At 39.4% G+C, this 21,614-nt stretch carries 17 protein-coding genes; 10 read left to right on the top strand and 7 right to left on the bottom strand.

What is annotated here, in order from left to right:
- Nucleotides 1-114: 114 nt before the first annotated feature.
- From AABJ51_RS08435 to cbiD, 5 genes are all read left to right on the top strand, one after another.
- The gene (locus tag AABJ51_RS08435; protein ID WP_338375962.1) at nucleotides 115-828 is read left to right on the top strand and encodes a precorrin-2 C(20)-methyltransferase; all 714 of its coding nucleotides are present in this window, start codon (nucleotides 115-117) and stop codon (nucleotides 826-828) included.
- Nucleotides 825-1,973 (top strand): ABC transporter substrate-binding protein, encoded by a 1,149-nt coding sequence (locus tag AABJ51_RS08430; protein WP_338375495.1) that lies wholly within the window; start codon nucleotides 825-827, stop codon nucleotides 1,971-1,973. Before AABJ51_RS08435 ends, AABJ51_RS08430 begins: the two co-directional genes overlap by 4 nt.
- Complete coding sequence (locus AABJ51_RS08425) at nucleotides 1,970-3,007, top strand: iron chelate uptake ABC transporter family permease subunit (RefSeq protein WP_338375493.1); 1,038 nt, start codon at nucleotides 1,970-1,972, stop codon at nucleotides 3,005-3,007. The genes AABJ51_RS08430 and AABJ51_RS08425 overlap by 4 nt, the downstream gene beginning before the upstream one ends.
- Complete coding sequence (locus AABJ51_RS08420; protein WP_338375491.1) at nucleotides 3,007-4,005, top strand: ABC transporter ATP-binding protein; 999 nt, start codon at nucleotides 3,007-3,009, stop codon at nucleotides 4,003-4,005. Before AABJ51_RS08425 ends, AABJ51_RS08420 begins: the two co-directional genes overlap by 1 nt.
- A gap of 95 nt (nucleotides 4,006-4,100) precedes the next feature.
- Nucleotides 4,101-5,927 (top strand): cobalt-precorrin-5B (C(1))-methyltransferase CbiD, encoded by a 1,827-nt coding sequence (cbiD, locus tag AABJ51_RS08415; RefSeq protein WP_338375489.1) that lies wholly within the window; start codon nucleotides 4,101-4,103, stop codon nucleotides 5,925-5,927.
- On the opposite strand, the gene AABJ51_RS08410 is transcribed toward cbiD, so the two are convergent.
- Nucleotides 5,914-7,521: an ankyrin repeat domain-containing protein gene (locus AABJ51_RS08410; RefSeq protein ID WP_338375487.1), complete on the bottom strand. Its 1,608-nt coding sequence runs from the start codon at nucleotides 7,519-7,521 to the stop codon at nucleotides 5,914-5,916. The two genes, cbiD and AABJ51_RS08410, sit on opposite strands and share 14 nt — an antisense overlap.
- A gap of 130 nt (nucleotides 7,522-7,651) precedes the next feature.
- Between AABJ51_RS08410 and AABJ51_RS08405 the strand changes: the two genes are divergently transcribed.
- The gene (locus tag AABJ51_RS08405; RefSeq protein WP_338375485.1) at nucleotides 7,652-9,595 is read left to right on the top strand and encodes a heavy metal translocating P-type ATPase; all 1,944 of its coding nucleotides are present in this window, start codon (nucleotides 7,652-7,654) and stop codon (nucleotides 9,593-9,595) included.
- A 540-nt stretch (nucleotides 9,596-10,135) separates the two neighbouring features.
- Here the strand turns inward: AABJ51_RS08405 and AABJ51_RS08400 are convergent.
- From AABJ51_RS08400 to AABJ51_RS08385, 4 genes are all read right to left on the bottom strand, one after another.
- On the bottom strand, nucleotides 10,136-11,350 hold the full coding sequence (locus tag AABJ51_RS08400) for a DUF6051 family protein (RefSeq protein ID WP_026627938.1): 1,215 nt from the start codon (nucleotides 11,348-11,350) through the stop codon (nucleotides 10,136-10,138).
- Between the two features lie 169 nt (nucleotides 11,351-11,519).
- Nucleotides 11,520-12,818: a cobyrinic acid a,c-diamide synthase CobB gene (locus AABJ51_RS08395; protein WP_338375483.1), complete on the bottom strand. Its 1,299-nt coding sequence runs from the start codon at nucleotides 12,816-12,818 to the stop codon at nucleotides 11,520-11,522.
- A gap of 128 nt (nucleotides 12,819-12,946) precedes the next feature.
- Nucleotides 12,947-13,768 (bottom strand): aldo/keto reductase, encoded by an 822-nt coding sequence (locus AABJ51_RS08390; protein WP_338375481.1) that lies wholly within the window; start codon nucleotides 13,766-13,768, stop codon nucleotides 12,947-12,949.
- Nucleotides 13,769-13,885: 117 nt separating this feature from the next.
- On the bottom strand, nucleotides 13,886-14,482 hold the full coding sequence (locus tag AABJ51_RS08385; RefSeq protein ID WP_338375479.1) for an NAD(P)H-dependent oxidoreductase: 597 nt from the start codon (nucleotides 14,480-14,482) through the stop codon (nucleotides 13,886-13,888).
- Nucleotides 14,483-14,585: 103 nt separating this feature from the next.
- Here AABJ51_RS08385 and AABJ51_RS08380 point away from each other — a divergent pair, with 103 nt between their 5' ends.
- From AABJ51_RS08380 to nadC, 4 genes are all read left to right on the top strand, one after another.
- On the top strand, nucleotides 14,586-15,509 hold the full coding sequence (locus AABJ51_RS08380; protein ID WP_338375477.1) for a LysR family transcriptional regulator: 924 nt from the start codon (nucleotides 14,586-14,588) through the stop codon (nucleotides 15,507-15,509).
- A 160-nt stretch (nucleotides 15,510-15,669) separates the two neighbouring features.
- Entirely contained in the window at nucleotides 15,670-16,674 is a 1,005-nt protein-coding gene (gene nadA / locus AABJ51_RS08375) for a quinolinate synthase NadA (RefSeq protein WP_026627933.1), read from the top strand.
- Nucleotides 16,675-16,716: 42 nt separating this feature from the next.
- Complete coding sequence (gene nadB / locus AABJ51_RS08370; RefSeq protein WP_026627932.1) at nucleotides 16,717-18,303, top strand: L-aspartate oxidase; 1,587 nt, start codon at nucleotides 16,717-16,719, stop codon at nucleotides 18,301-18,303.
- A complete protein-coding gene (gene nadC / locus AABJ51_RS08365) occupies nucleotides 18,303-19,163 on the top strand; it encodes a carboxylating nicotinate-nucleotide diphosphorylase (protein ID WP_338375473.1) in 861 nt (286 codons plus the stop codon). The genes nadB and nadC overlap by 1 nt, the downstream gene beginning before the upstream one ends.
- Before the next feature lie 91 nt (nucleotides 19,164-19,254).
- Here nadC and AABJ51_RS08360 read toward each other — a convergent pair whose 3' ends face one another.
- Together AABJ51_RS08360 and AABJ51_RS08355 are read right to left on the bottom strand one after the other, a co-directional pair.
- Nucleotides 19,255-19,887, bottom strand: a complete 633-nt coding sequence (locus AABJ51_RS08360) for a DUF4919 domain-containing protein (RefSeq protein WP_338375471.1) — start codon at nucleotides 19,885-19,887, stop codon at nucleotides 19,255-19,257.
- A gap of 591 nt (nucleotides 19,888-20,478) precedes the next feature.
- Nucleotides 20,479-21,516: a bifunctional transcriptional activator/DNA repair enzyme AdaA gene (locus AABJ51_RS08355; protein ID WP_338375469.1), complete on the bottom strand. Its 1,038-nt coding sequence runs from the start codon at nucleotides 21,514-21,516 to the stop codon at nucleotides 20,479-20,481.
- Nucleotides 21,517-21,614 lie beyond the last annotated feature (98 nt).

Raw genomic sequence — 21,614 nt, 5'->3', positions numbered from 1 at the left:
GGTAAAGGCTGTAAACATTCACGGATTTGAATCTCTGTTTTTACGATTCGGTTTTCTGAATATAACATCCTGTACCAAAGACTTTAATCAAAAACAATATTTTTGAAATAAAGAATAATGTACCCAATTACCTTTGTATCACTTGGTCCCGGAGAAGCTGAGCTAATAACGCTTAAAGGCTTGAAAGCCCTTCAATCAGCCGATTGTATTTATTACCCTGCAACTATATCGAAAGAGGGAACAGTATCTTCTCGTGCCTTAGATATCATGTCCGAGTTGGATGTTGATACCGAAAAAGGAATTCCTTTTCATGTTCCTATGAGTAAAGATCGCACCAAAGCTATTGCGGCATATGCCAATGTAGCTAAGGATACTGAACGACAGTATAAGGATAGCAAAAAAGTAGCCATTGTAGCTGAAGGCGATGCCGGATTTTATTCTTCTATACATTATATATTCGAAACATTAGAACAAGACAACATTCCCGTAAACAGAGTAGCAGGTGTACCGGCATTTATTGCCGCAGGTGCTTTAGCCGGAATACATGTAGTGAAGCTCGAAGAAGAGTTGAATGTTGTTCCGGGAATTATTTCGTCTGATGAACTTACCGAAAAAATTAATCTCGGAAAAGTGATAGTGATTATGAAAGTATCGTTATGTGCCGATGCTATCAAAGAATGTATCGGTAATAACAAGAATGCCATTTTTCACTACTTCGAAAATGTAGGAGTAAAAGATCTGGAATATTATACAACCGATATTCAGGAAATTATAAATCGCAAGATACCCTATTTTTCTTTAATGATAATTCAAGGAAATCCTTTATGAAAAAGTTTCTTATACTTCAACTTACCATCGCAACAGCTATTCTGCTCAGCGGTTGCGGTAATAAACGCAATAATGATAATGCGTCGTCCGATACTTCATCTAATGAAAACAGAGAAAAGGTCGAGATAAAATATGCACAAGGGTTTAAAGTAACCGATAAGGGTACTTACCGACTGGTGGATATTGAAGACCCTCAGCACGAAAGCAAGATGACTTATCATTATGCTTTAGTCGACAGAGGACAGAGCCACGATGGTATTCCTCAGAATTATACGGTAATAGAAACACCCGTTCGGAGTGTTATTTGTATGACTACTTTGCAGTTGGCAAACTTTATCAAGCTCGATGCTACCGATAAAGTGGTGGGAATGACAAGTACACATTATCTGTTCAACGAAAAGATGAAAGAACAGATTAAGAATGGAAAAACAGGGCAGATAGGTATCGAAGGAAATTTCGATAGTGAGCTGATTCTGGCTTTACACCCTGATATTATTTTGGTATCTCCATTCAAACGAGGAGGATATGAAACTATTAAGGACTTGGAAATTCCTTTGGTTACTTTCTTGGGATACAAAGAAACAACGCCACTCGGACAAGCCGAATGGTTGAAATTTACAGCCATGCTTTTAGGGCACGAGAAACAAGCGAACAAACAGTTTGCAGATATAGAAAAGAAATACCTGGATCTCGAAAAACTGTGCGAATCGGTTAAACAGAGACCAACAGTATTGAGTGGCGAAATGCGTTCGGGTAACTGGTATGTAGTTGGAGGTAAAAGTTATCTTGCAGAGCAGTTTTACGATGCAGGAGCACAATATTTCTTGAAAGACAATACCGAAACAGGTGGTCTGAATATGGAATTTGAATCTGTTTATGCGCAGGGTGCAAATGCCGATTATTGGCGTATGCTGGTAAGCCATACCGGCTATTATTCGTACGATGTAATGAAGCAGAGTGATGCCCGATATGCCGATTTTAAAGCATTTAAAGAGAAGAAAGTAGTGTGCTGTAACCTGCGTCAAAAGCCGTTTTACGAAAAAGCACCAGTTGAACCCGAAGTGGTATTGGCAGACCTAATTAAAGCTTTTCATCCCGAATTGCTACCCGATTATAAACCCGTGTATTACGAATTGCTGAAATGACTTCGAAACAAAATACGATATCATTTTCAGTTATATTTATCTCGATTATAGCTTTCTTCCTTCTCAACTTGGTGTTAGGTACAATCGCTATACCCATACGCTCCATCTGGAATATTTTGTGGAATATAGGAGATGAGTCTGTTATCTGGCAGAATATCGTATGGAAATCGAGATTTCCTCAAACAATTACAGCCTTATTTGCCGGAGCAGGATTAGCTATAAGCGGCTTGCAGATGCAAACAGTATTCCGCAACCCACTGGCAGGACCATCCGAATTGGGTATCAGTTCGGGAGCAAGTTTAGGTGTTGCCCTCATGATTTTGCTATCGGGAAGTATCGGTGGTATGGCTTTGAGCCGAATCGGATTTTTTGGAGAAATAGCTATCTCTGTTGCAGCTATTTTGGGTGCATTTGTAGTGATGGCTATTATTATAGCTATATCGCAACGAGTGAGAGGAAATGTGATATTATTGATTATTGGAGTAATGATCGGCTATATTGCCAGTGCAATTATCGGAGTGCTTAAATTTTTCAGTAACGACGAAGATGTCCGCGCTTATGTCATTTGGGGATTGGGTAGTTTTTCGAAGGTATCAGGCAATCAGGTGTATACTTTCGTTGCCGTTATGGCTGTACTTATCCCGTTGTCTTTTCTGTTGATCAAAACGCTCAATCTGATGCTCTTGGGCGAAGGTTATGCCCGTAATTTAGGATTGAATATAAAGCGGGCACGACTCTATACCATTATCTGTTCGTGTATTCTTACAGCTATTATAACCGCATACTGTGGACCTATTGTATTTTTAGGATTGGCAGTACCTCATCTGTGCAGAACCATATTTCGCACATCCGATCATCGTATACTTATGCCTGCCGTTACACTTACGGGAGCATCGTTGGCTCTGTTGTGTAACCTGATAGCACGTATGCCCGGATTCGAAGGTGCATTGCCTATCAATTCGGTTACGGCTTTGATAGGTGCACCGATAGTTATATCCGTATTGTTCGGTAAACGTAAAAACGAAATAAGCTGATGAGTAAGCAGAAAACCATAGAATTACAAAATCTTTCGATAGGCTATATCACAAAGAAAGAACGAAAGGTTGTTGCTGAAGGCATTACCGCTAATATACAGAGCGGTGAGCTTACTTGCTTATTGGGTGCAAACGGTATCGGTAAATCGACATTGTTGCGTACCCTTTCGGCCTTTCAGCCTAAGTTGGCAGGAGAGGTATTTGTGCAAGGCAAAGAAATAGCGTCTTATACCGAAAAGCAATTATCGACATTATTGAGCGTTGTACTGACCGAAAAATGCGATGTCAAAAATATGTCGGCTCGAGAGCTTATCGGCTTGGGGCGTAGTCCTTATACAGGTTTCTGGGGAACGCTCACAGAAGATGATAAGCAAATGGTAGATAAGGCTATTTCGCTCGTCAAGATAGAGAATCTGGCTAATTGTATGGTAGATACTCTCAGCGATGGCGAACGTCAAAAGGTGATGATTGCCAAAGCATTGGCGCAAGATACTCCGATTATATTTTTGGATGAACCTACCGCCTTTCTCGATTTTCCGAGTAAGGTTGAAATTATGCAGTTATTGCATCGGTTATCGAGAGAAACGAACAAAACAATTTTTCTTTCTACTCACGATCTTGAATTAGCATTACAGATTGCCGATAAGATATGGCTTATAGACAAGCAGTCGAGCGTGACGATTGGTACCCCCGAAGATCTATCATTGAGTGGAAAACTCAGCTCATTCTTTGCCCGTAAAGGAATAATATTCGATGAAGAATCGGGGTTGTTTCGGGTCGAGAATGCTTATAACCGACAAATACGTCTTACCGGACATGGGCAATTATACACAATGGTGCGTAAAGCATTGTTACGTAATGGTATCCTTGCCGATCGTACTATAGAATCGAATGACTATATCGAAATTGATAATAAAAACAGAAGCATCTCTATTGTCCGTCAGGGATTAGAGCCTGCTGTAATGGCTTCGATAGAAGAACTTTTGGATGTCATGTAGGGGCGTATTGCATACGCCCAAAATGAAATACGGATAAACGGGCGTATGCAATACGCCCCTGCAACGATTAATCCAACAACTGATCTAAATTAATTATGATACTTATTCTAGGAGGAACAACCGAAGGACGTCATGCAGTTGCTGTTTGTGACGAAGCTTCTAAATCCTATTATTATTCAACAAAAGGTGAATCTCAGGAAATTACTTGTGTACATGGCATTCGTTTGACGGGTGCAATGGACGAAGATACTATGTCTACCTTTTGTCAGGAGAATGATATTCGTTTGATTGTTGATGCGGCTCATCCTTTTGCTGAGGTACTTCATCAGACCATAGCCAAGGTTGCAAAAGAGTTATCGATACCTGTTGCCCGTTATGAGCGAAATTATCCCGAACATAGCGATAATCTTATTTGGTGCGATACATACGATGAGGCAATTGAATACCTTGAAAATCATAAGATAGATAATTTGCTTGCTTTGACAGGTGTAAATACTTTGGCAAAGCTGAAACGATACTGGCTGAGTCACGAAACATGGTTCAGAATACTGGATAGGGACGAATCGCGAGAGATAGCCGAGAAAATGGAATATCCTTTCGAGCGGATTATCTACTATCAACAAGGTGAAGACGAAATTCCTTTGTTCGAAAAGCTGAAACCCGAAGCCATTATCACGAAAGAGAGTGGCGAATCGGGGGGATTTATGCAGAAAGTAGAGGCTGCCGAAAAATTAGGTATTCCCGTTATAGTTGTAAAACGGCCTAAACTGGATGAATCTTTTGTATCAGTGTACGGTGAGAATGGTTTGCGGAAGTTTATCGAAAGAGCAGTCCCCGGTTTCTTCGAACTTCGTACCGGATACACCACAGGTACATATGCAACCGCAGCAACTAAAGCTGCATTAACAGCCTTGCTCACTAAATCGGCATGGGATGAGATAAGTGTGACTCTTCCCGGTGGCGAATGGGTATATATTCCTATTACGTCTACATCGTGGGCAGACAATGAAGTATCTTGTACAGTTATTAAAGATGCAGGTGATGATCCGGACGCTACCAATAAGCAGGAGATAGTATCAACGGTTCGTCTCAATACTGAATCCCGAGGTGTCAGGTTTTTACAAGGAAAAGGAGTGGGAGTGGTAACTCTTCCGGGACTCGGAATAGAGATCGGAGATCCGGCAATAAATGCTACCCCACGAAAGATGATCAAGCGTGAGGTATTTAAAGTATTGCGGCACAATCAATATTTACTACCCGATCAGAGTGTACGTATCGGTGTAGATGTAACCATATCAGTACCTAATGGCGAAGAAATTGCTAAACGAACCTTCAACCCGAAATTGGGCATTATGGGAGGAATTTCTATCATTGGAACATCGGGAGTGGTAAAACCATTTTCGGCAGATGCTTTCCTTCGCTCTATTCGCAGAGAAATGGATGTCGCAAAAGCCTTGAAATGCGAACGGATTGTTATAAATTCAGGAGCAAAAAGCGAAAAGTTTGTGAAGAGTATTTATCCCGAATTACCGTCTCAGGGCTTTATTCATTACGGGAATTTTATCGGAGAAACTATCAAGATTGCATCCGAACTGGGTTTTAAGTATGTAACTATGGGTATCATGTTAGGAAAAGCGGTTAAGCTTGCCGAAGGTTCACTTGACACTCATAGCAAGAAGGTTGTGATGAACAAAGTATTTCTGACCGAAGTTGCAAAAGAGGCAAAATGTTCGCCGGAGACTATCGATGCCATACAAGGTATCACATTGGCTCGTCAGTTGTGGGATATAATAAAGGAAGATGAAAGAGAATTTTTTTCAATAATTATACGTAAATGTCATCAAGTATGTGCAACACTTTTACCTGCAGGAGAATTAACAATACTGCTGATTGATGAAGATGGTGCCATTACGAGTTTGTAAGTGGTTTTTTCTCTGACTTCTTTTTGGGTTTATTACCTCTTGGTTTATGTCTTTTTATACTCTCCAAAAATATTGATACACGTTCGTCTCTTTCTCTGTAATTTTCAACCATCAAATAAAGTGAACGTTTGTAGACTGCTCTTATGTAAGTAGGTTTAATGCTTTTCCATAGACTCTCGAGATGAGGAAGTAAACCTTCATTACCCAATACCTGCTCAATCTGTTCATCCGTATGATTTTCGAGACAGCGCATATACCACATCATCCTGCGCACCGATTTTTCGTGTTCATTACATAGCAGGATCGGATTGATCATATCTTCGATAGTCAGAAATTGAAGTTCTATGATTGTTGTTGAGTCAACCGACCAGCCTTTCGTTTCGGTGATTTTCGTTTTTGATACCGATACAGCGGGTTGAGGCTTTTGTGCTGACTTTCGTTGTGTTTTAGCTTTTTTCTGAGGCTTAGGGCATGTGGGGTTAGGTGGATTTGCTGTATTATTACGGTTGCGTTTATTCTGATTTTGATTAGGTTGAAGCTGTACTCTGAATAGTTTCCTGAAAATAGTATCCCATGTTGCCCTATTTAGAGAACCGTATTTTCCATAAATGAAAAGTAACACAATGCTGATGCCTACGGCCAGATATACAAGTGTTATACGGGCGGTATTTTCTTTCTCTTCCTGCTCGTCATACTCTTTTCTCCAATCTTTGTATTCTCCTACATTCTTTAATGCTTTTTCAAATAACGAATCTCCCCGAGCTTCTTCTCTGGCTTTAGCTTTGGCTTCGTATTCGGGGTCTATATAGTCTGCATAAGCTGCAGACCGGATTGTTTTCTCTTCATTTTTTGATGTGTTGCTGTCAATCCATTCATCATATATCTTTATAAAATTTTTTATTGATCTTTGATTTGATCCTGATGTTGCAAATGGCGATTTAAGTAGATTTTCTTCACTGATATCTACTCCGTAATTATCCCAGAAACGAATAACTTCTTTGCGCCCTTTAGGTGTTTGATTTATTAATAGTCCGGTTGATGAAGTTATTGTTAATGCAGCTATATCACGGGCTGTTTTTTTCGAAACCTTTGCTCCTTGCCCTTTTAGATATATAAGCATGCTGTGATCTAGGTTCTTAGATGCCTGCATGAGTGGATTAAGAATCTCATCTTTTGGATTTATTTTAGCCCCTGCCTTTAAAATCTGCCTGACAATTGTTGTATCTTGGGTATTTACAGCAAAGTCGAGTACCGATTGGTGTTGCAGCATCAGCATTCTGACAGGAGACCTGTCATCATTCGATTTTGACTTTATTTTGATTCTGTAATTGGGTTTAGCTCCTGCTTCAATTAATTCTTCTATAATGAGTTTCCTCTTTTTCTGTATCGCATACATTAATATGCTGATGCCGTATTCGTCCGTAATGTTCGGAGAGGAGCTATTTAAGCCTAATTTTACATTGTCGTAATTTCCTGTTTTTACAGCTTGTAATAAATACAATTCATTTTCGCTTACTGCTTCTTTTTGTGAAAAAGCCAGTGAAGAAAAGCATAGAAACAGAATGTATAATACCAATAGCCGAAAGTGGAACATGTAAAGACCGGATAAATGTTGTTAAAATACAAAGATAAACTCTTTCTCCGATGATGAAAATTTTTGCAACTTGGTTGCAGTCTATCTCTGTTACCTTTGCTGTATAAATTTTAATAAAAAAAATAAAGTTATGTCACAATCACATAGTTGCAGTTGTTGTCACGAAGAAACAGAATCAACAGGTCTTTCCGACGGCCATTCTTCTGGCCGCAGATACTCCTTGAAGATCTATTTACCTGTATTGGCTAGCCTGTTATTATTACTTGCAGGTATAGCGATGGATTATTTTGATATTGGATTTTTTACCGGATATATCCGCTTGTTATGGTATGTAATAGCTTATATATCGGTTGGTTATTCTGTACTGAAAGAAACTCTTGAAGGATTTATCAACAAGGAGTTTTTTACAGAATTCTCATTAATGTCTATTGCCACTTTAGGAGCTTTCGCGATCGGTGAGTATCCCGAGGCGGTGGCAGTAATGCTTTTCTATACGGTGGGTGAATTATTTCAAGGTGCAGCTGTAAATAGGGCTAAAGAGAATATCAAAGCATTACTTGATGTACGACCCGATAGTGCAGCTGTATTACGGGATGGTATATATTTGAATGTACCGCCTGAAATTGTTGCCGTAGGTGAATATATTCAGGTAAAAGCGGGAGAGAAAGTACCGTTGGATGGAGAGATGTTATCCGAAAGTAGCAGTTTTAATACTTCGGCACTGACAGGCGAAAGTAAACCTAAGACAATACGAAAGGGAGAGCCCGTTCTTGCAGGTATGCTCAATCTGGATAGAGTTATCGAAATAAGGGTGGCGAAAGAATATTCGGACAGCTCCCTTGCTAAAATTCTCGATTTAGTGGAGAATGCTGCATCCAGAAAAGCCAAAACCGAGCTGTTGATTCGTAAGCTGGCAAAAGTATATACGCCTATTGTCTTTTTTCTGGCGGTCGCCATTACAGTTATTCCGTACTTTATAGTCAATCAATATGATTTTAACGACTGGCTGTATCGGGCATTGGTATTTCTGGTTATTTCATGTCCTTGTGCATTGGTTATTTCTATTCCGTTAGGTTACTTTGGCGGAATAGGGGCAGCGTCTCATCACGGAATCTTATTTAAGGGAGCTAATTATCTGGATTTGATGACAAAGGTTAATACCATCGTGATGGATAAAACCGGAACTCTTACACAAGGGGTGTTTAAAGTACAGAAGATAGAATCGGTTTTGTATTCACAGAATGAGTTTATTTGTATTGCGGCTTCTATTGAAAGTCTGTCAAATCATCCTATAGCTAAGGCGATTACAGAGTACGCAGGGACAGATATCTATTTGAAGGAGGTTTCGGATACTGAAGAAATTCCCGGACATGGATTGAAAGGTATTGTTGACGGACGGATTGTGCTTGCAGGTAATACTAAACTTTTGGATAAATTCGGAATAGAATACCCCCGTGAGATACATGCTGTTGTGGAAACGATAGTATTGGTTGCTATTGATGGGCAATACGCCGGTTATCTGACTATTGCCGATGAAGTAAAAGACGATGCTGCTCAGGCTGTATCTTCTATGCATCGGCTGGGTATTCGTCAGACAGTGATGCTTAGTGGAGATAAATCGGGTATAACCAAACAATTGGCAGGAGATTTAGGTGTAGATTCGGCTTACGGGGATTTGCTGCCCGAAGATAAAGTTCGTTATATAGAAGAAATTAAGGCTGATCCCAATCATGTTGTTGCTTTTGTCGGAGATGGAATTAACGATGCTCCGGCTCTGGCTTTGAGCGATGTTGGAATAGCTATGGGAGGCATGGGGAGTGATGCGGCTATAGAAGTGGCGGATGTTGTAATACAGACCGATCAACCGTCTAAAATTGTAACAGCTATCCGGATTGCTAAAGCTACCCGACAGATTGTCTTGCAGAATATTGTTCTTGCAGTGGGTGTAAAAGTCGCAGTGCTGTTACTCGGAGCATTTGCCGTAGCGAGTATGTGGGAAGCTGTATTTGCTGATGTAGGAGTGGCCTTGCTAGCTATATTGAATGCTGTCCGTATAATGAAAAAGAAGTTTTAATTAGTCGCTTGTTATTATCAGAAAAGATTGATAGTCGAATATTCTATATTTGCGGTTTATTTAACATATAAATAAAGTCTTGAATAACTTGAATAAGGAGTTGTAAATTATTCGGAAAATATTTCTATATTTGTCCGATAAACAACTCTTTTTCTTTTTGAAGATGGTAAATAATCTGATATTTAATAACGGTGAAGTAATTCTGAATTTTAACAATTTAGGTTTGGCTGTGTCGTGTGAAATATTAGAGAGAGAGAGAGAGAGAGAGAGAGAGAGAGAGAGAGACGCAGACCGTGCGTAACCAATAAAAAATATTTCAAAAAACAAAATCTTTTGTGTCAAACTGATACAAACCGACTTGTCGTATCTACATTTCACACAACATACTTAAATTTCATAAAGAGTAAACTTGATAGAGGACATCGGGTAGGCATATTACTTTTTGATTTGTATACAACAACTACTCTTTATAATACTCTATCCAAGAGTTTACTATGTTTCGCAGCAAGGAGCAGTGATTGCTCTTTGCTGTTTATTTGCCTATTTCAAGAAATCACTGATCTTATCGAAAGTGATTCTGAATTGTTTATCTACTTCATCGGCTATTTTTGTCAATACCGGAAACGGATCCTCGTGTTTGTATTTGTAAGGGTAATCGAGAATGTCAACCCTGATGGGAACATCCCTTCTACTGCCATTCAGTGTATTGATAACTTCGTATGCCGGAACTACCTCATCCTTAGCAAGAGTCAGCGCATAGAACTGATTACTCATCGACCTGAATTTTTCGTCACGATAATGAGTCAGTGTCTTATAATTGAGCATAGATCTGAAATTGATGCCTTCTTCATAGGGAGCATTAAGATAATGCTGTAGCAGCCTGTTGTTACGCATATGACTGTCAATATGTTCGACAACATAAGAATATAGGCTGACATTGGCTTCGCTGTCTAAGATGAATTTCGAGACAGGAGATAACCTGTTGAATACGGCTCCTCCGCAGAAAGTTGCATATTTGGAGTTCGAAAAATATCCGTTTTTGTTTGTCATCATCAGTATTTCGCCAAGAAAAGTTCCGATCGAATATGAAAAGAAATCAATCGATGCTCCGGCTTCTATTGCCGGGTGAAGACCTGCCTTAATTTCTTCTACGAAATGTATGACGTCATAATAAGTTTGCAGCCCCGACCAAATGAAGCGCTGTGGTTTATTATGAAGACGGGTACTTATAGCTACATTCGAGAGGCTTGAATTGATGATAATAGGATGCCGTTGTTTGCGCTGTTCGCTTATCTTATACATTTCGTGTGGATCGCTCCAGATCGAAGGAGCCCTGTTCATATGAAAGGCTATAGGGAACAGTACAATTGCTTTGCCTGTTCTGTCTGCGATGTGTTTTGCCCATGGCAGGTATTTACTCCAATATTTTTCGTTGAACCCGTGAAAAAACAAAATGATGCTTTTTGCTTTTTTATCAGCTTTTGGCATAATCATGTGATAACGGAATTTCAGATTCTCGAGAATTTCCGCATCAGTCTTGTTCAACATTTGCTGGATAATATCCGGTTCGTAGTCGTCCGGAATACTTGGTGTATATTCATATTCGTCTTTGTTCTCCAGACCTCCGGGTAAGAGAGAACAGCTTTTTACCTCAAAACTGAAATTACGAAATACGAGATTTTCATCGATCGCGATTTCATCATCAGTATAATTTTCAATGGCTTTCAGATGATTGAATAAATCAATGTATTTCATTGTTATTATACTTAAATAGATAATAAATAGGTCTGAGACCTTGAAATAAGAAAACTAATAGGCTTTACTTAAGATTTTATATCTTATGACCCTAAAATTACATATTATTTACAGATCGTCCTATATAATATATAGGTAGAATTGTTAAGAATTGTAACCCTTAAAAGCATCAGGCGAATAATGACAATACATCTGTATCCGCCCAATAGATATGGGTATATCCGGCTATTACATTTTTGTAACGTAACAATTTTGTTTCGGTTTCTACGCCTTTGGCAGTATATATATTCGTTTCGGAAGATGGATTCTGCGGAGAATCGGCAATTCGGGAATAATGGAACTCATGTCCTTTGATCTCCTTTCCTGCATAACAGAATGAACGGTATCCCAACTTCAACCGCATATTCTCCATTGTTGCTTTTTGAGGAAAGATCCCGACCATCGGGTATTCTTTGCCATCTTTATCTGTGATAGATTTACTTAGATACATCATTCCCCCGCATTCTGCAAGTATTTTTCCTCCATCTTCAGCATAATTTTTTATATCCTCCATCATCTCTTTGTTGCTGCTCAGTTCATTCAGATATAGCTCCGGATATCCTCCCGGCAGGTATAGAAAATCGGACTTTGGTAAATGCTTGTCTTTGATAGGGCTGAAAAATGTTACATTCCCGATTTCTTTCAGTTTCGATATATTTTCGTGATACACAAAATTGAAAGCCTCGTCATAAGCTACTGATATATTCAGAACCGGATCTGCTGGTATATTTTTAGATGAGGTATAGTCTATTGCAGCACATGTTGTTATTTTAAGCAGCCGGTCTATGTTGATATGTTTCTCAACGAGAGCTGCTACTTTATCTGCGAATTCATCAAAAACAAATTGTTCGTCTATATTTAACCCTAAGTGTCGGGATGGTATTTCTACTTCTGCATTTTTAGGCAGATACCCCAATGGTTCGAGTCCAGCATCGTGACAGGCATCTTTCAGAAAACTATAGTGAGACTCTGATGCCACAAAATTAAAGATGACTCCTGCTACATTTATCCCTTTATAAAAATTTTTGAATCCATATAATAAGGCAGCTGCAGAATATGCCATTGATTTAGCATTAATAACCAGAATAACGGGCATACCTATCAATTCTGCGATATTGGCACTGCTGCCTGCCATACGGTCGTATCCGTCGAAGAGCCCCATAACACCCTCGGTCACCCGAACATCTTTGTCGAAGCCGTGTTTTGCGAAAATAGATTTGACATGATCTTCGGAAGATAAAAACAGATCGAGGTTGATAGACTTGTTCCCCGATGCCAGATCGTGGTATTTAGTGTCTATATAGTCGGGACCGCATTTGTAAGGCTGGGTCTTGAGATTTCGGTTTTTTAATGCACGGAGCAAACCCAGTGTTACGGTAGTCTTACCCGAACCTGATGTTGTTGCTGATATTAGAAATTGAGAGTTCATATTATAAGCAATAGTAAGTATTTCTTCGTCCGTTTCCTGATTTTGATTTGACTGATCGGAACAAACAAAAATAATACAAAAAAAACGGCTATCCGAAGATAACCGTTTGTATGTATAATAAAATGATCTTAAAAATTGAAAGTTTCCGGATCTGAACCCAGTCTTTGGTTTTTATTCAAAGCCGAAACTTTAGCAATATCATCAACTGATAATTCGAAATCGGTGATGTTAAGATTCTCAATCAGACGCTCTTTGTGTACTGATTTCGGAATGACAATAATGCCACGCTCCACGTTCCAGCGAAGTACTATCTGAGCCGGAGTCTTTTTATACTTTTCAGCAAGTGCGAGTATTACGGGATTGTTCAAAATATCTGATTTTCCTGCTCCCAGTGGACCCCATGCCTGGGGGTATATCTTTTTCGATTTGCAATAGCTGATAACGTCCTCCTGTGTCAGGTACGGGTAGCATTCTATTTGGTTGACCGCTGGTACGATACTGGCTTCTTTCAATAAATCGTCCAGATGATGCGGATTGTAATTACTTACACCTATAGCCTGGGCTTTTCCTTGTTTATAAAGATGTTCCATATCTTTCCATACCGGTACGTATGTTTCTTTTACCGGCCAATGTACCAGATACAGATCCACGTAATCGGTATCAAGTCTCTTCAAACTGGAGTTGATAGCATCTTGTATCTCTCCCGAACGCTGATCGGTATTCCAAAGTTTAGTCGTCAGGAAGATGTCTTGACGGGGCACACCCGAATCTTTGATAGCTTTCCCTACGGCTTCTTCATTTCCATAAATCATGGCAGTATCAATATGTCTGTATCCTACCGACAATGCCATTTTTACGGTTTCGTAAGCAATATTTGCATCTTCTACCCTGAAAACTCCTAACCCTACAGCCGGAATTTTAACGCCATTATTCAAAACAAACTCTTTCATACTTCTGTCTTTTATATATCCTATAAACAGCTATTTTCGTATTAAAACAAAAAAGATAGTTGTTTTGTGAATATAAAAGACGCATTTAACAAAAATTTAGATTGGCGGACTTATACCTTACAAAGATTTAACTTGTGCATCCAGATGTTCGATATATGCCTTTTGATAATATTCGATATTCGGATTCTTCATTACATCATAAAAATGAAAACTATCCAGCTTCGATAATCCGATAAAAGCATTCATTCGATGGAATCCGAACATAACACCTTCGTCGACATTGTGCTGATGAAAAAACTCTCCTTCTATTGTAAATGCGTCTGATGGAGCATTCCATGTTGTTGTAAGCATGTATTTGCGGCCTTGCAGTGATCCGCCTGTTCCGTAATTACGTGTTGGGTTAATGCGGTGACGTCCGTCGCTTACATAAATACCCTTGTTGTTGCCTTCAGTAAATACCCTGTCGAGATATTCCTTAAAGCCGAAAGGAACCTGAAACCACCAGATAGGTGTATGGTAGATGATGAGATCTGCCCAAACAAATTTATCCACTTCTTCGTTCAGGTCGTAAGGGTTGTTGATGTCTGTGGTCTTTACTTCGTAGCCTTCGTGTTGTTTAAAATAGTCGATAGTCCAGTTGGTTAATGTGTGATTGAATTCCCCTCCTGAGTGTCCGAACTTTTGTCCTGCATTTATAACAAATATTTTCTTCATAATTTATTCTTGTTTTATTATAACAATACAAAAATACTATACGCTTATTGATTATAAAAATAATATAAATTATATATTTGTATAATAATTATAATAAATAACAATGGTTAATCTCGAATGGTTCAGAACTTTTAAGACTATTTATGAGACAGGATCGCTCACATCGGCAGCAGCTAAGCTGTTTATTTCGCAACCGGGTGTAAGCTTGCATCTCAACTCTCTCGAAGCTCATGTCGGATACAAACTGTTCGATAGGGGCACTCGTCGTATGATACCTACCGAACATGGTAAGATTCTTTATAATTCGATCGTAGAGGGCGTTGATAAGCTCGAAGCTGCGGAGAAGCATTTTTTCAGGAATACCCATTCCGATAAAACAAGTATTAGTATAGGTATGTGTTTCGAAACATTTCAGGTGGTACTCGAATCGCATATCGGTGATTTGCCTTTCGATCTTATTACTAAATTCGGAGGATACGACGAGATGCTTGCAGATCTGGATAAGGGGTTGCTCGATTTTGTAATATCTCCGCAGAGGTTCGATTCCATAAATATGCAATATACCCCCTTCTCGTCCGAGAAAATTATACTTGTGGCAGGGGCGCAGACCGACACTTCTACATTTATAAAAATGAAAGATGACGGAGACTTGAGAGGGTGCGAAAACTGGCTTACCGGTCAGATCTGGTTTGGTACTACCGGCGATATGGAAACGATTCGTAATTTCTGGCTTGCTAATTTCAGGAAACGCCCCGATTTTAAGCCTAATTATATTGTACCCAATAAACTGTCGATTATCCGTTGTTTGTCTGATAAAAAAGGCTTGGCGATTATTCCCGATTTTTTGTGTCGGAAGCAAATCGAAAACGGCGAGCTTAATCTGCTTTGGGAAGGTAAAGCCCCTCTCGAAAATACATTGCATTTTGTACAGCGCAAAAAAACTATTTACGAAAAAGAATTACAGATACTCAAAGATATTTTTGTGAAAGAATTTGATTCGGAATTAGCGGTTCAGCCTAATTTTTGACTCGAAAGGTTAAAACTTAGGTGTAATTCTGTTACATATTATCTATAATACTTATCTTAGCAACGGAAAGTATTAATGATATACTTCTAGTAAATAACAGCCTTTTGTTATTTACTTACCAAAGTAATAAAAAGGTCTGAGACCTTATTGCAGAAATGATATGTCAACTATTGAAAAAGCGATAGCTTCTTTACCTCTCAAAGGGTATTTAGATGTAGATGTACCAAAGGGTACAGATTTGGTTGAAGAGATCAACCGGATGCGTAAAGAAAAGAATGCGATAATACTTGCCCATTATTATCAAAAGGGTGAAATTCAGGATATAGCAGACTTCTTGGGTGATAGTCTTCAATTAGCCCGTGAGGCCGAAAAAACAAATGCAGATCTGATTGTGTTTTGTGGTGTCCATTTTATGGCAGAGACAGCCAAGATTCTCAATCCGACTAAAAAAGTTATTCTGCCCGATACACAGGCCGGATGTTCTTTGGCTGATTCGTGTTCGGGAGAAGGATTGCGTGAACTGAAAAAAAAGCACCCCAATGCTATAGTCGTCAGTTATATTAATTGCGACTCTACCGTAAAAGCCGAGAGCGATATCATCGTTACATCGTCTAATGCGGAACATATTATCCGTTCCATACCCGAAAATCAGGAGATTATATTTGCTCCGGATAAAAACCTCGGAAGATACATCAATCAGGTTACAGGTCGTAATATGATACTTTGGGACGGAGCCTGCATCGTTCACGAAGCATTTTCGCTCGAACGTATAGCACAGCAAATGCTCGATCATCCCAATGCAAAACTGATAGCCCATCCCGAAGCACAGAAACCCGTGTTACAGGTTGCCCATTATGTGGGATCGACTGCTAATATGCTCAATTATGTGGCAACGGACGAATGTCAGGAGTTTATAGTGGCAACCGAAGAAGGAATTTTGCATGAAATGCGCAAGCGTGCACCTCATAAGACATTAATACCTGCGCTTACACTTGATGATACCTGTAATTGCAGTGAGTGTCATTTTATGAAACTCAATACCATGCAGAAGTTGTACTTGTGCATGAAATATGAGTTGCCCGAAATTACTATGGATGAAGAACTGAGACTGAAAGCATTGCGTCCCATAAATAAGATGCTCGAAATGTCGAAGCAAATAAAGTAAAGTCTATAAAAAGGTCTGGGACTTTAACCCAGAAGGAAAACAATGATTTACACAGATGTTTTAGTGATCGGTTCGGGTATCTCCGGACTATCTTATGCACTGAAAGTTGCATTAAAAAAACCTCAGGCTCGCATTTCTATTATCACAAAAGCCGATGAGGACGAGTCAAATACCAAATATGCACAAGGTGGTGTAGCTGTGGTGACAGACTTTCAGAAAGACAGTTTCGAGAAACATATCGAAGACACTCTTCGTGCCGGAGGCGGAGTCTGTAAAAGAGAAGCTGTGGAAGTGGTTGTCAAAGAAGGACCCGAACGGATACGTGAAATAGTAGAATGGGGTGCAAACTTTGACAAAAATGACAATAAAACTTTCGACCTCGGGCGTGAAGGCGGACATACCGAAAACCGTGTAATACATTACAAAGATGTAACCGGAGCTGAAATAGAACGGGCTTTACTTCAAGCTGCATCAAGCCTTCCGAATGTAGAGATCCTCAATCACCATTATGTGATAGACCTGATAACGGAACATCATATACCGAATGAATCGTTTGATAAATATAACCTGAACTGTTATGGAGCTTATGTGCTGGATATTAAGACTCAGGTGATGAAAAAGATGTCGGCTAAGATTACCCTTATGGCAACCGGAGGATGTGGTCATGTATATAAAAATACAACGAACCCATTGATCGCAACGGGCGATGGTATCGGATTAGCGCATCGTGCGAAAGCTAAAATCAGCAATATGCAGTTTATCCAATTTCATCCGACGGCCTTTTACCGTAACCGGGCTGGACAGCTTTCGCTTATATCGGAAGCTGTGAGAGGTTTCGGAGCTAAACTCCGTACTGCATCAGGCGAACCATTTATGCACAAGTATGACGACCGTGAAGAGTTGGCATCTCGTGATATTGTAGCCCGTGCCATAGACAGTGAAATGAAATTGAGAGGGGATGACTACGTTTGTTTAGATTGTCGTCATCTCGATCATAAGAAATTTTTGGAACATTTTCCGAATATATATCAGCAATGTAAAGACGACGGGTTGGATATGTTTACCGACTTGATACCTGTTGTGCCTGCAAGCCATTATCTTTGCGGTGGGATAGATGTGGATTTGTACGGACAAAGCACTATCAAAAATATGTTTGCGGTAGGAGAGTGTTCCAATACAGGCTTGCACGGAGCAAACAGATTGGCATCCAATTCGCTGCTCGAAGCATTAGTATTCGGGCATAGAGCAGCTCTGAAAACAGTTGAAAAGTTGGATGAGGATAACTTCAATTATATTAACCTCAATAAAGTACCCGAATGGAATCAGGAGGGCTTGAAGGTGACCGAAGAAATGGCATTGCTCAACTATCTACGGAAAGACTTGCAAAGCCTGATGAGTGATTTGGTCGGTATTGTACGCAGTGATGCCCGCTTGCGTATAGCCAAGCAAAAGGAAGAAGAAATATATCGCGCTGTGAAAGAGGTGTATAACCTGTCTTTGCTTTCGCCTCAATTGTCAGAACTTAGAAATCTGGTGAGTGTAGCATTTCTCATCATTACTCAGAGCATAGAGCAGAAAGAAAACAGAGGAGCATTTTATAATAAAGATTTGGATAAAGAAAATATATAATGAACAGACCATCTTATGTGACCGACGACCGGTTACGTCATTTTATCAGTGAAGCAATACGCGAAGATGTCGGGGACGGAGATCATTCGACCATGGCAAGTGTTCCTGCCAATATGATCAGGCGGGCGCACCTGATCATCAAAGACGATTGTATCCTCGCAGGAGTTGATCTGGCTTTGGAAATTTTCAGGTATTATGATAAGGATCTGAAAATAGATGTATTAAAGAAGGACGGAGAGTTTGTCAAAAAAGGAGATATAGCATTCGAAGTCGTAGGATCTGCTCGTTCTATTCTTACAATGGAGCGTTTTGTGCTGAATTGTATGCAGCGTATGAGCGGAATTGCAACCTATGCCCACGATACAGTGAAACTGGTGGAAGGAACAACCACTAAGATATTAGATACGCGTAAGACAACACCCAACTTTCGGATGTGCGAAAAATGGGCTGTTTATATCGGAGGGGCTCAAAATCATCGTTTCGGGTTATATGATATGATTATGTTGAAGGACAATCATAACGATTATGCCGGAGGAATTACGGCATCAGTAACATCTACCGTAAAGTATCTGAAAGAAAAGGGTAAGGAAATGATGATAGATGTAGAAACCCGTAATTTGGAAGAAGTAAAAGAAGCTTTAGCTACGAATGCCGTCGATATCATTATGCTAGATAACATGTCGCTGGATGAAATGGCTGAAGCTGTGAAACTGATCGGGGGAAAGGTAAAAACCGAAGCCTCGGGAGGTATCACCAAGGAAGCGGTAAAAGCTATTGCAGCTGTAGGTGTAGACTATATCTCTTCGGGAGCGATTATATATGCTGCCCCTGTAAAAGATATGAGCCTCAAAGCATTCTGAGGTCACAGACCTATTAGCTTCCATCCAAGTATAACAGCTTTAGTCTTATGTCTTTAAAATACGACATTAAATACTTTCTGTTACTTAATGGTTATTGAGCTTGTGTAGCAGCAGCTTTCTTTTTGGCTTTTTCTATAGCCCGTTGCTTGTGTATGTTATTTAATTTTTCGGGTATTTCGAAATAGATATCCTGAGATTTGTAGAGAGGACTGGGTTTGATCTTAAAATAATCATACCCTGCATTTACCAATTGATGGCGATATATGATTTCAGGTATTTCGAAGTGAGAGAACATTATATTGTATTCGTCTGCCACATAAATCACTTTAAACGAAGTTAGCGGATCTTTGCCGTCTCCGCTTTTTACAATGATATCAACAAAGGTTTTGTAGCGGTTGCGGTATGGTTCGTATTCACTTTCGGTTTTTTTGAGTTGAAACATAGCGTATGCCATCGCATTATTCGCTTCGAGACTCACCGGATTTTTGGCAAGAATGGCTGTGCATTCGGCAATCGCTTCTTCGTATAGCCCTTTTTCCATCAGCTGATTCATTTTCTCTTCTCCCGGTTGGTTTACGAGATAGTCTTTCTGAAAAGCAAAGCCATAATATATATAGGTGTAATCTATAACCGTAAGAGTGGAATCGAAAGAATTGTACCTTTCTAACAGGTTAGGATAGTAATAGTCGCCCCCGGGGGTAATTACGGCATCTTCAATATCCATGAAATTTATCTTGGGTACATCCTGAGCCTTACTGGATATTGAAAATATAATTGCAGTTATTAAAAAAAACAAATTTTTTAGCATAATCTAGTGTAAATATGTACGTTTAAATCCCTTTACGCTGTAAAAATACAAAAAAATTAGTATATTGGCAGTCTCTAAATCTGTCAAATCAGCTTATTCATCGATTATATAGTTCTTTTTGTCGAACATAGTTGACAAACTCAGATTTATGAGATAATTTCGCAATAAGAAACAGAGAATATCAATAATATATTCAAGAAAAGTAGCTTCAAATATTTAATGATATATTTGAGTTTATAGCAGATTCTGATTGTTATACTTACTAAAGCAGCAAATAGGTCTGAGACCTTAATTGCTTTTACAGCTATTATTTTTTGTATATTAATAAAATAAGGTCTGAGACCTCAAGAATAATCAAAAGGATATTTTCAAATGAAAGAAGATAGCAATAAAAGTGTCTTTTTTAATTAAAAGTCCTTTTTAGGTTAGTGTTAGTTAGTGTGTTTGAAGAAAGCCCATGTTGTGAAACACGGGTTTTCTCTTTTTATATAGTTGCCGTTTGTTAATTTAAGAATTCGCGGCTTCCAGTTCAAGCAATTTCTTTTTTCGCCATAGCCCTCCACCATAACCAGTCAGAGAACCGTCCGAGCCGATTACTCTGTGGCATGGAATGATGATAGATATTTTATTCATGCCGTTTGCATTTGCCACAGCCCTCACCGCCGAAGGGTTGCCTGATTTTTTAGCTTGTTCCGCATAGGATGCGGTTGTACCGTAAGGTATTTCGAGCAGAATATCCCACACCTGCTTTTGAAAAGTAGTTCCGACCATATCCAACGGTATATCGAACGATTTGAGCTTTCCGTCGAAATACGCATCTAACTGCAATCTCAGGGCATTGAAATGGATATTGTCTCCTTGTACGATAGGAGCCTTTAATGATTTTGTAAGGTGTTTAAACTCAGTTTCGAGCATCTTCCTGTCTGAGAATTCGAGCAGACAGATTCCTTCATCCGTAGCACAGGCTATCATCGTTCCCAGAGGAGTTTCGATACGTGTTAGGTTAATAATTTTATTGTCGATGCTTTTCTGTGGAGAAGTGCCTATCAGTTTTTTGAATGAGTCGGTAAATCCACTGAGTGATTCATACCCCGATTCGAATGCAATATCTGTAACACTGTCCCCTTCTTTGTATTTATGGAATGCCTGATTGATTCTGAACATTCGTTGGTAAGTATGGAAAGTGATTCCATGATTGCGTAAAAACCACCTGCGCACCTGACTCGGTTCTATGCCCAGTCTACGTATATCCCAGTCCTTCAGTTTCTGATTGGGGTGGGAGTATAGAGCGTTCAATACTTTCTGTATATAGTCGGGCGTTTTTCCGTATGTTTCCATCGGATGACAGATTTTGCATGCTCTGTATCCTTTGAGTATAGCTTCTTTTGTCGATTCGAAAAACTCAACGTTCTCCCGTTTTGGTTTCCGGGCTGTACAGCTGGGACGACAGAATATTCCCGTTGTTTTTATACCGGCTATAAATGTTCCTTCAAAAGAACTGTCTTTTTCTATCAGGGCTTTATAAAATATATCGTCTTTGTTCATATCTATAAGTAACGGTAAGTATTTAATGATATACGTTTTGTTTATAACAGACTTTGGCTATTTTACATGCCAAAGCAATAAATTAGGACTGAAACCTT

The organism is Indolivaga capnocytophagoides (assembly GCF_036511535.1).
GTDB classification, from domain to species: Bacteria; Bacteroidota; Bacteroidia; order Bacteroidales; family Dysgonomonadaceae; genus Dysgonomonas_A; species Dysgonomonas_A capnocytophagoides.
Note: the sequence above shows the minus strand (reverse complement) of the source record. Positions and strands in the feature narration are given on the sequence as shown.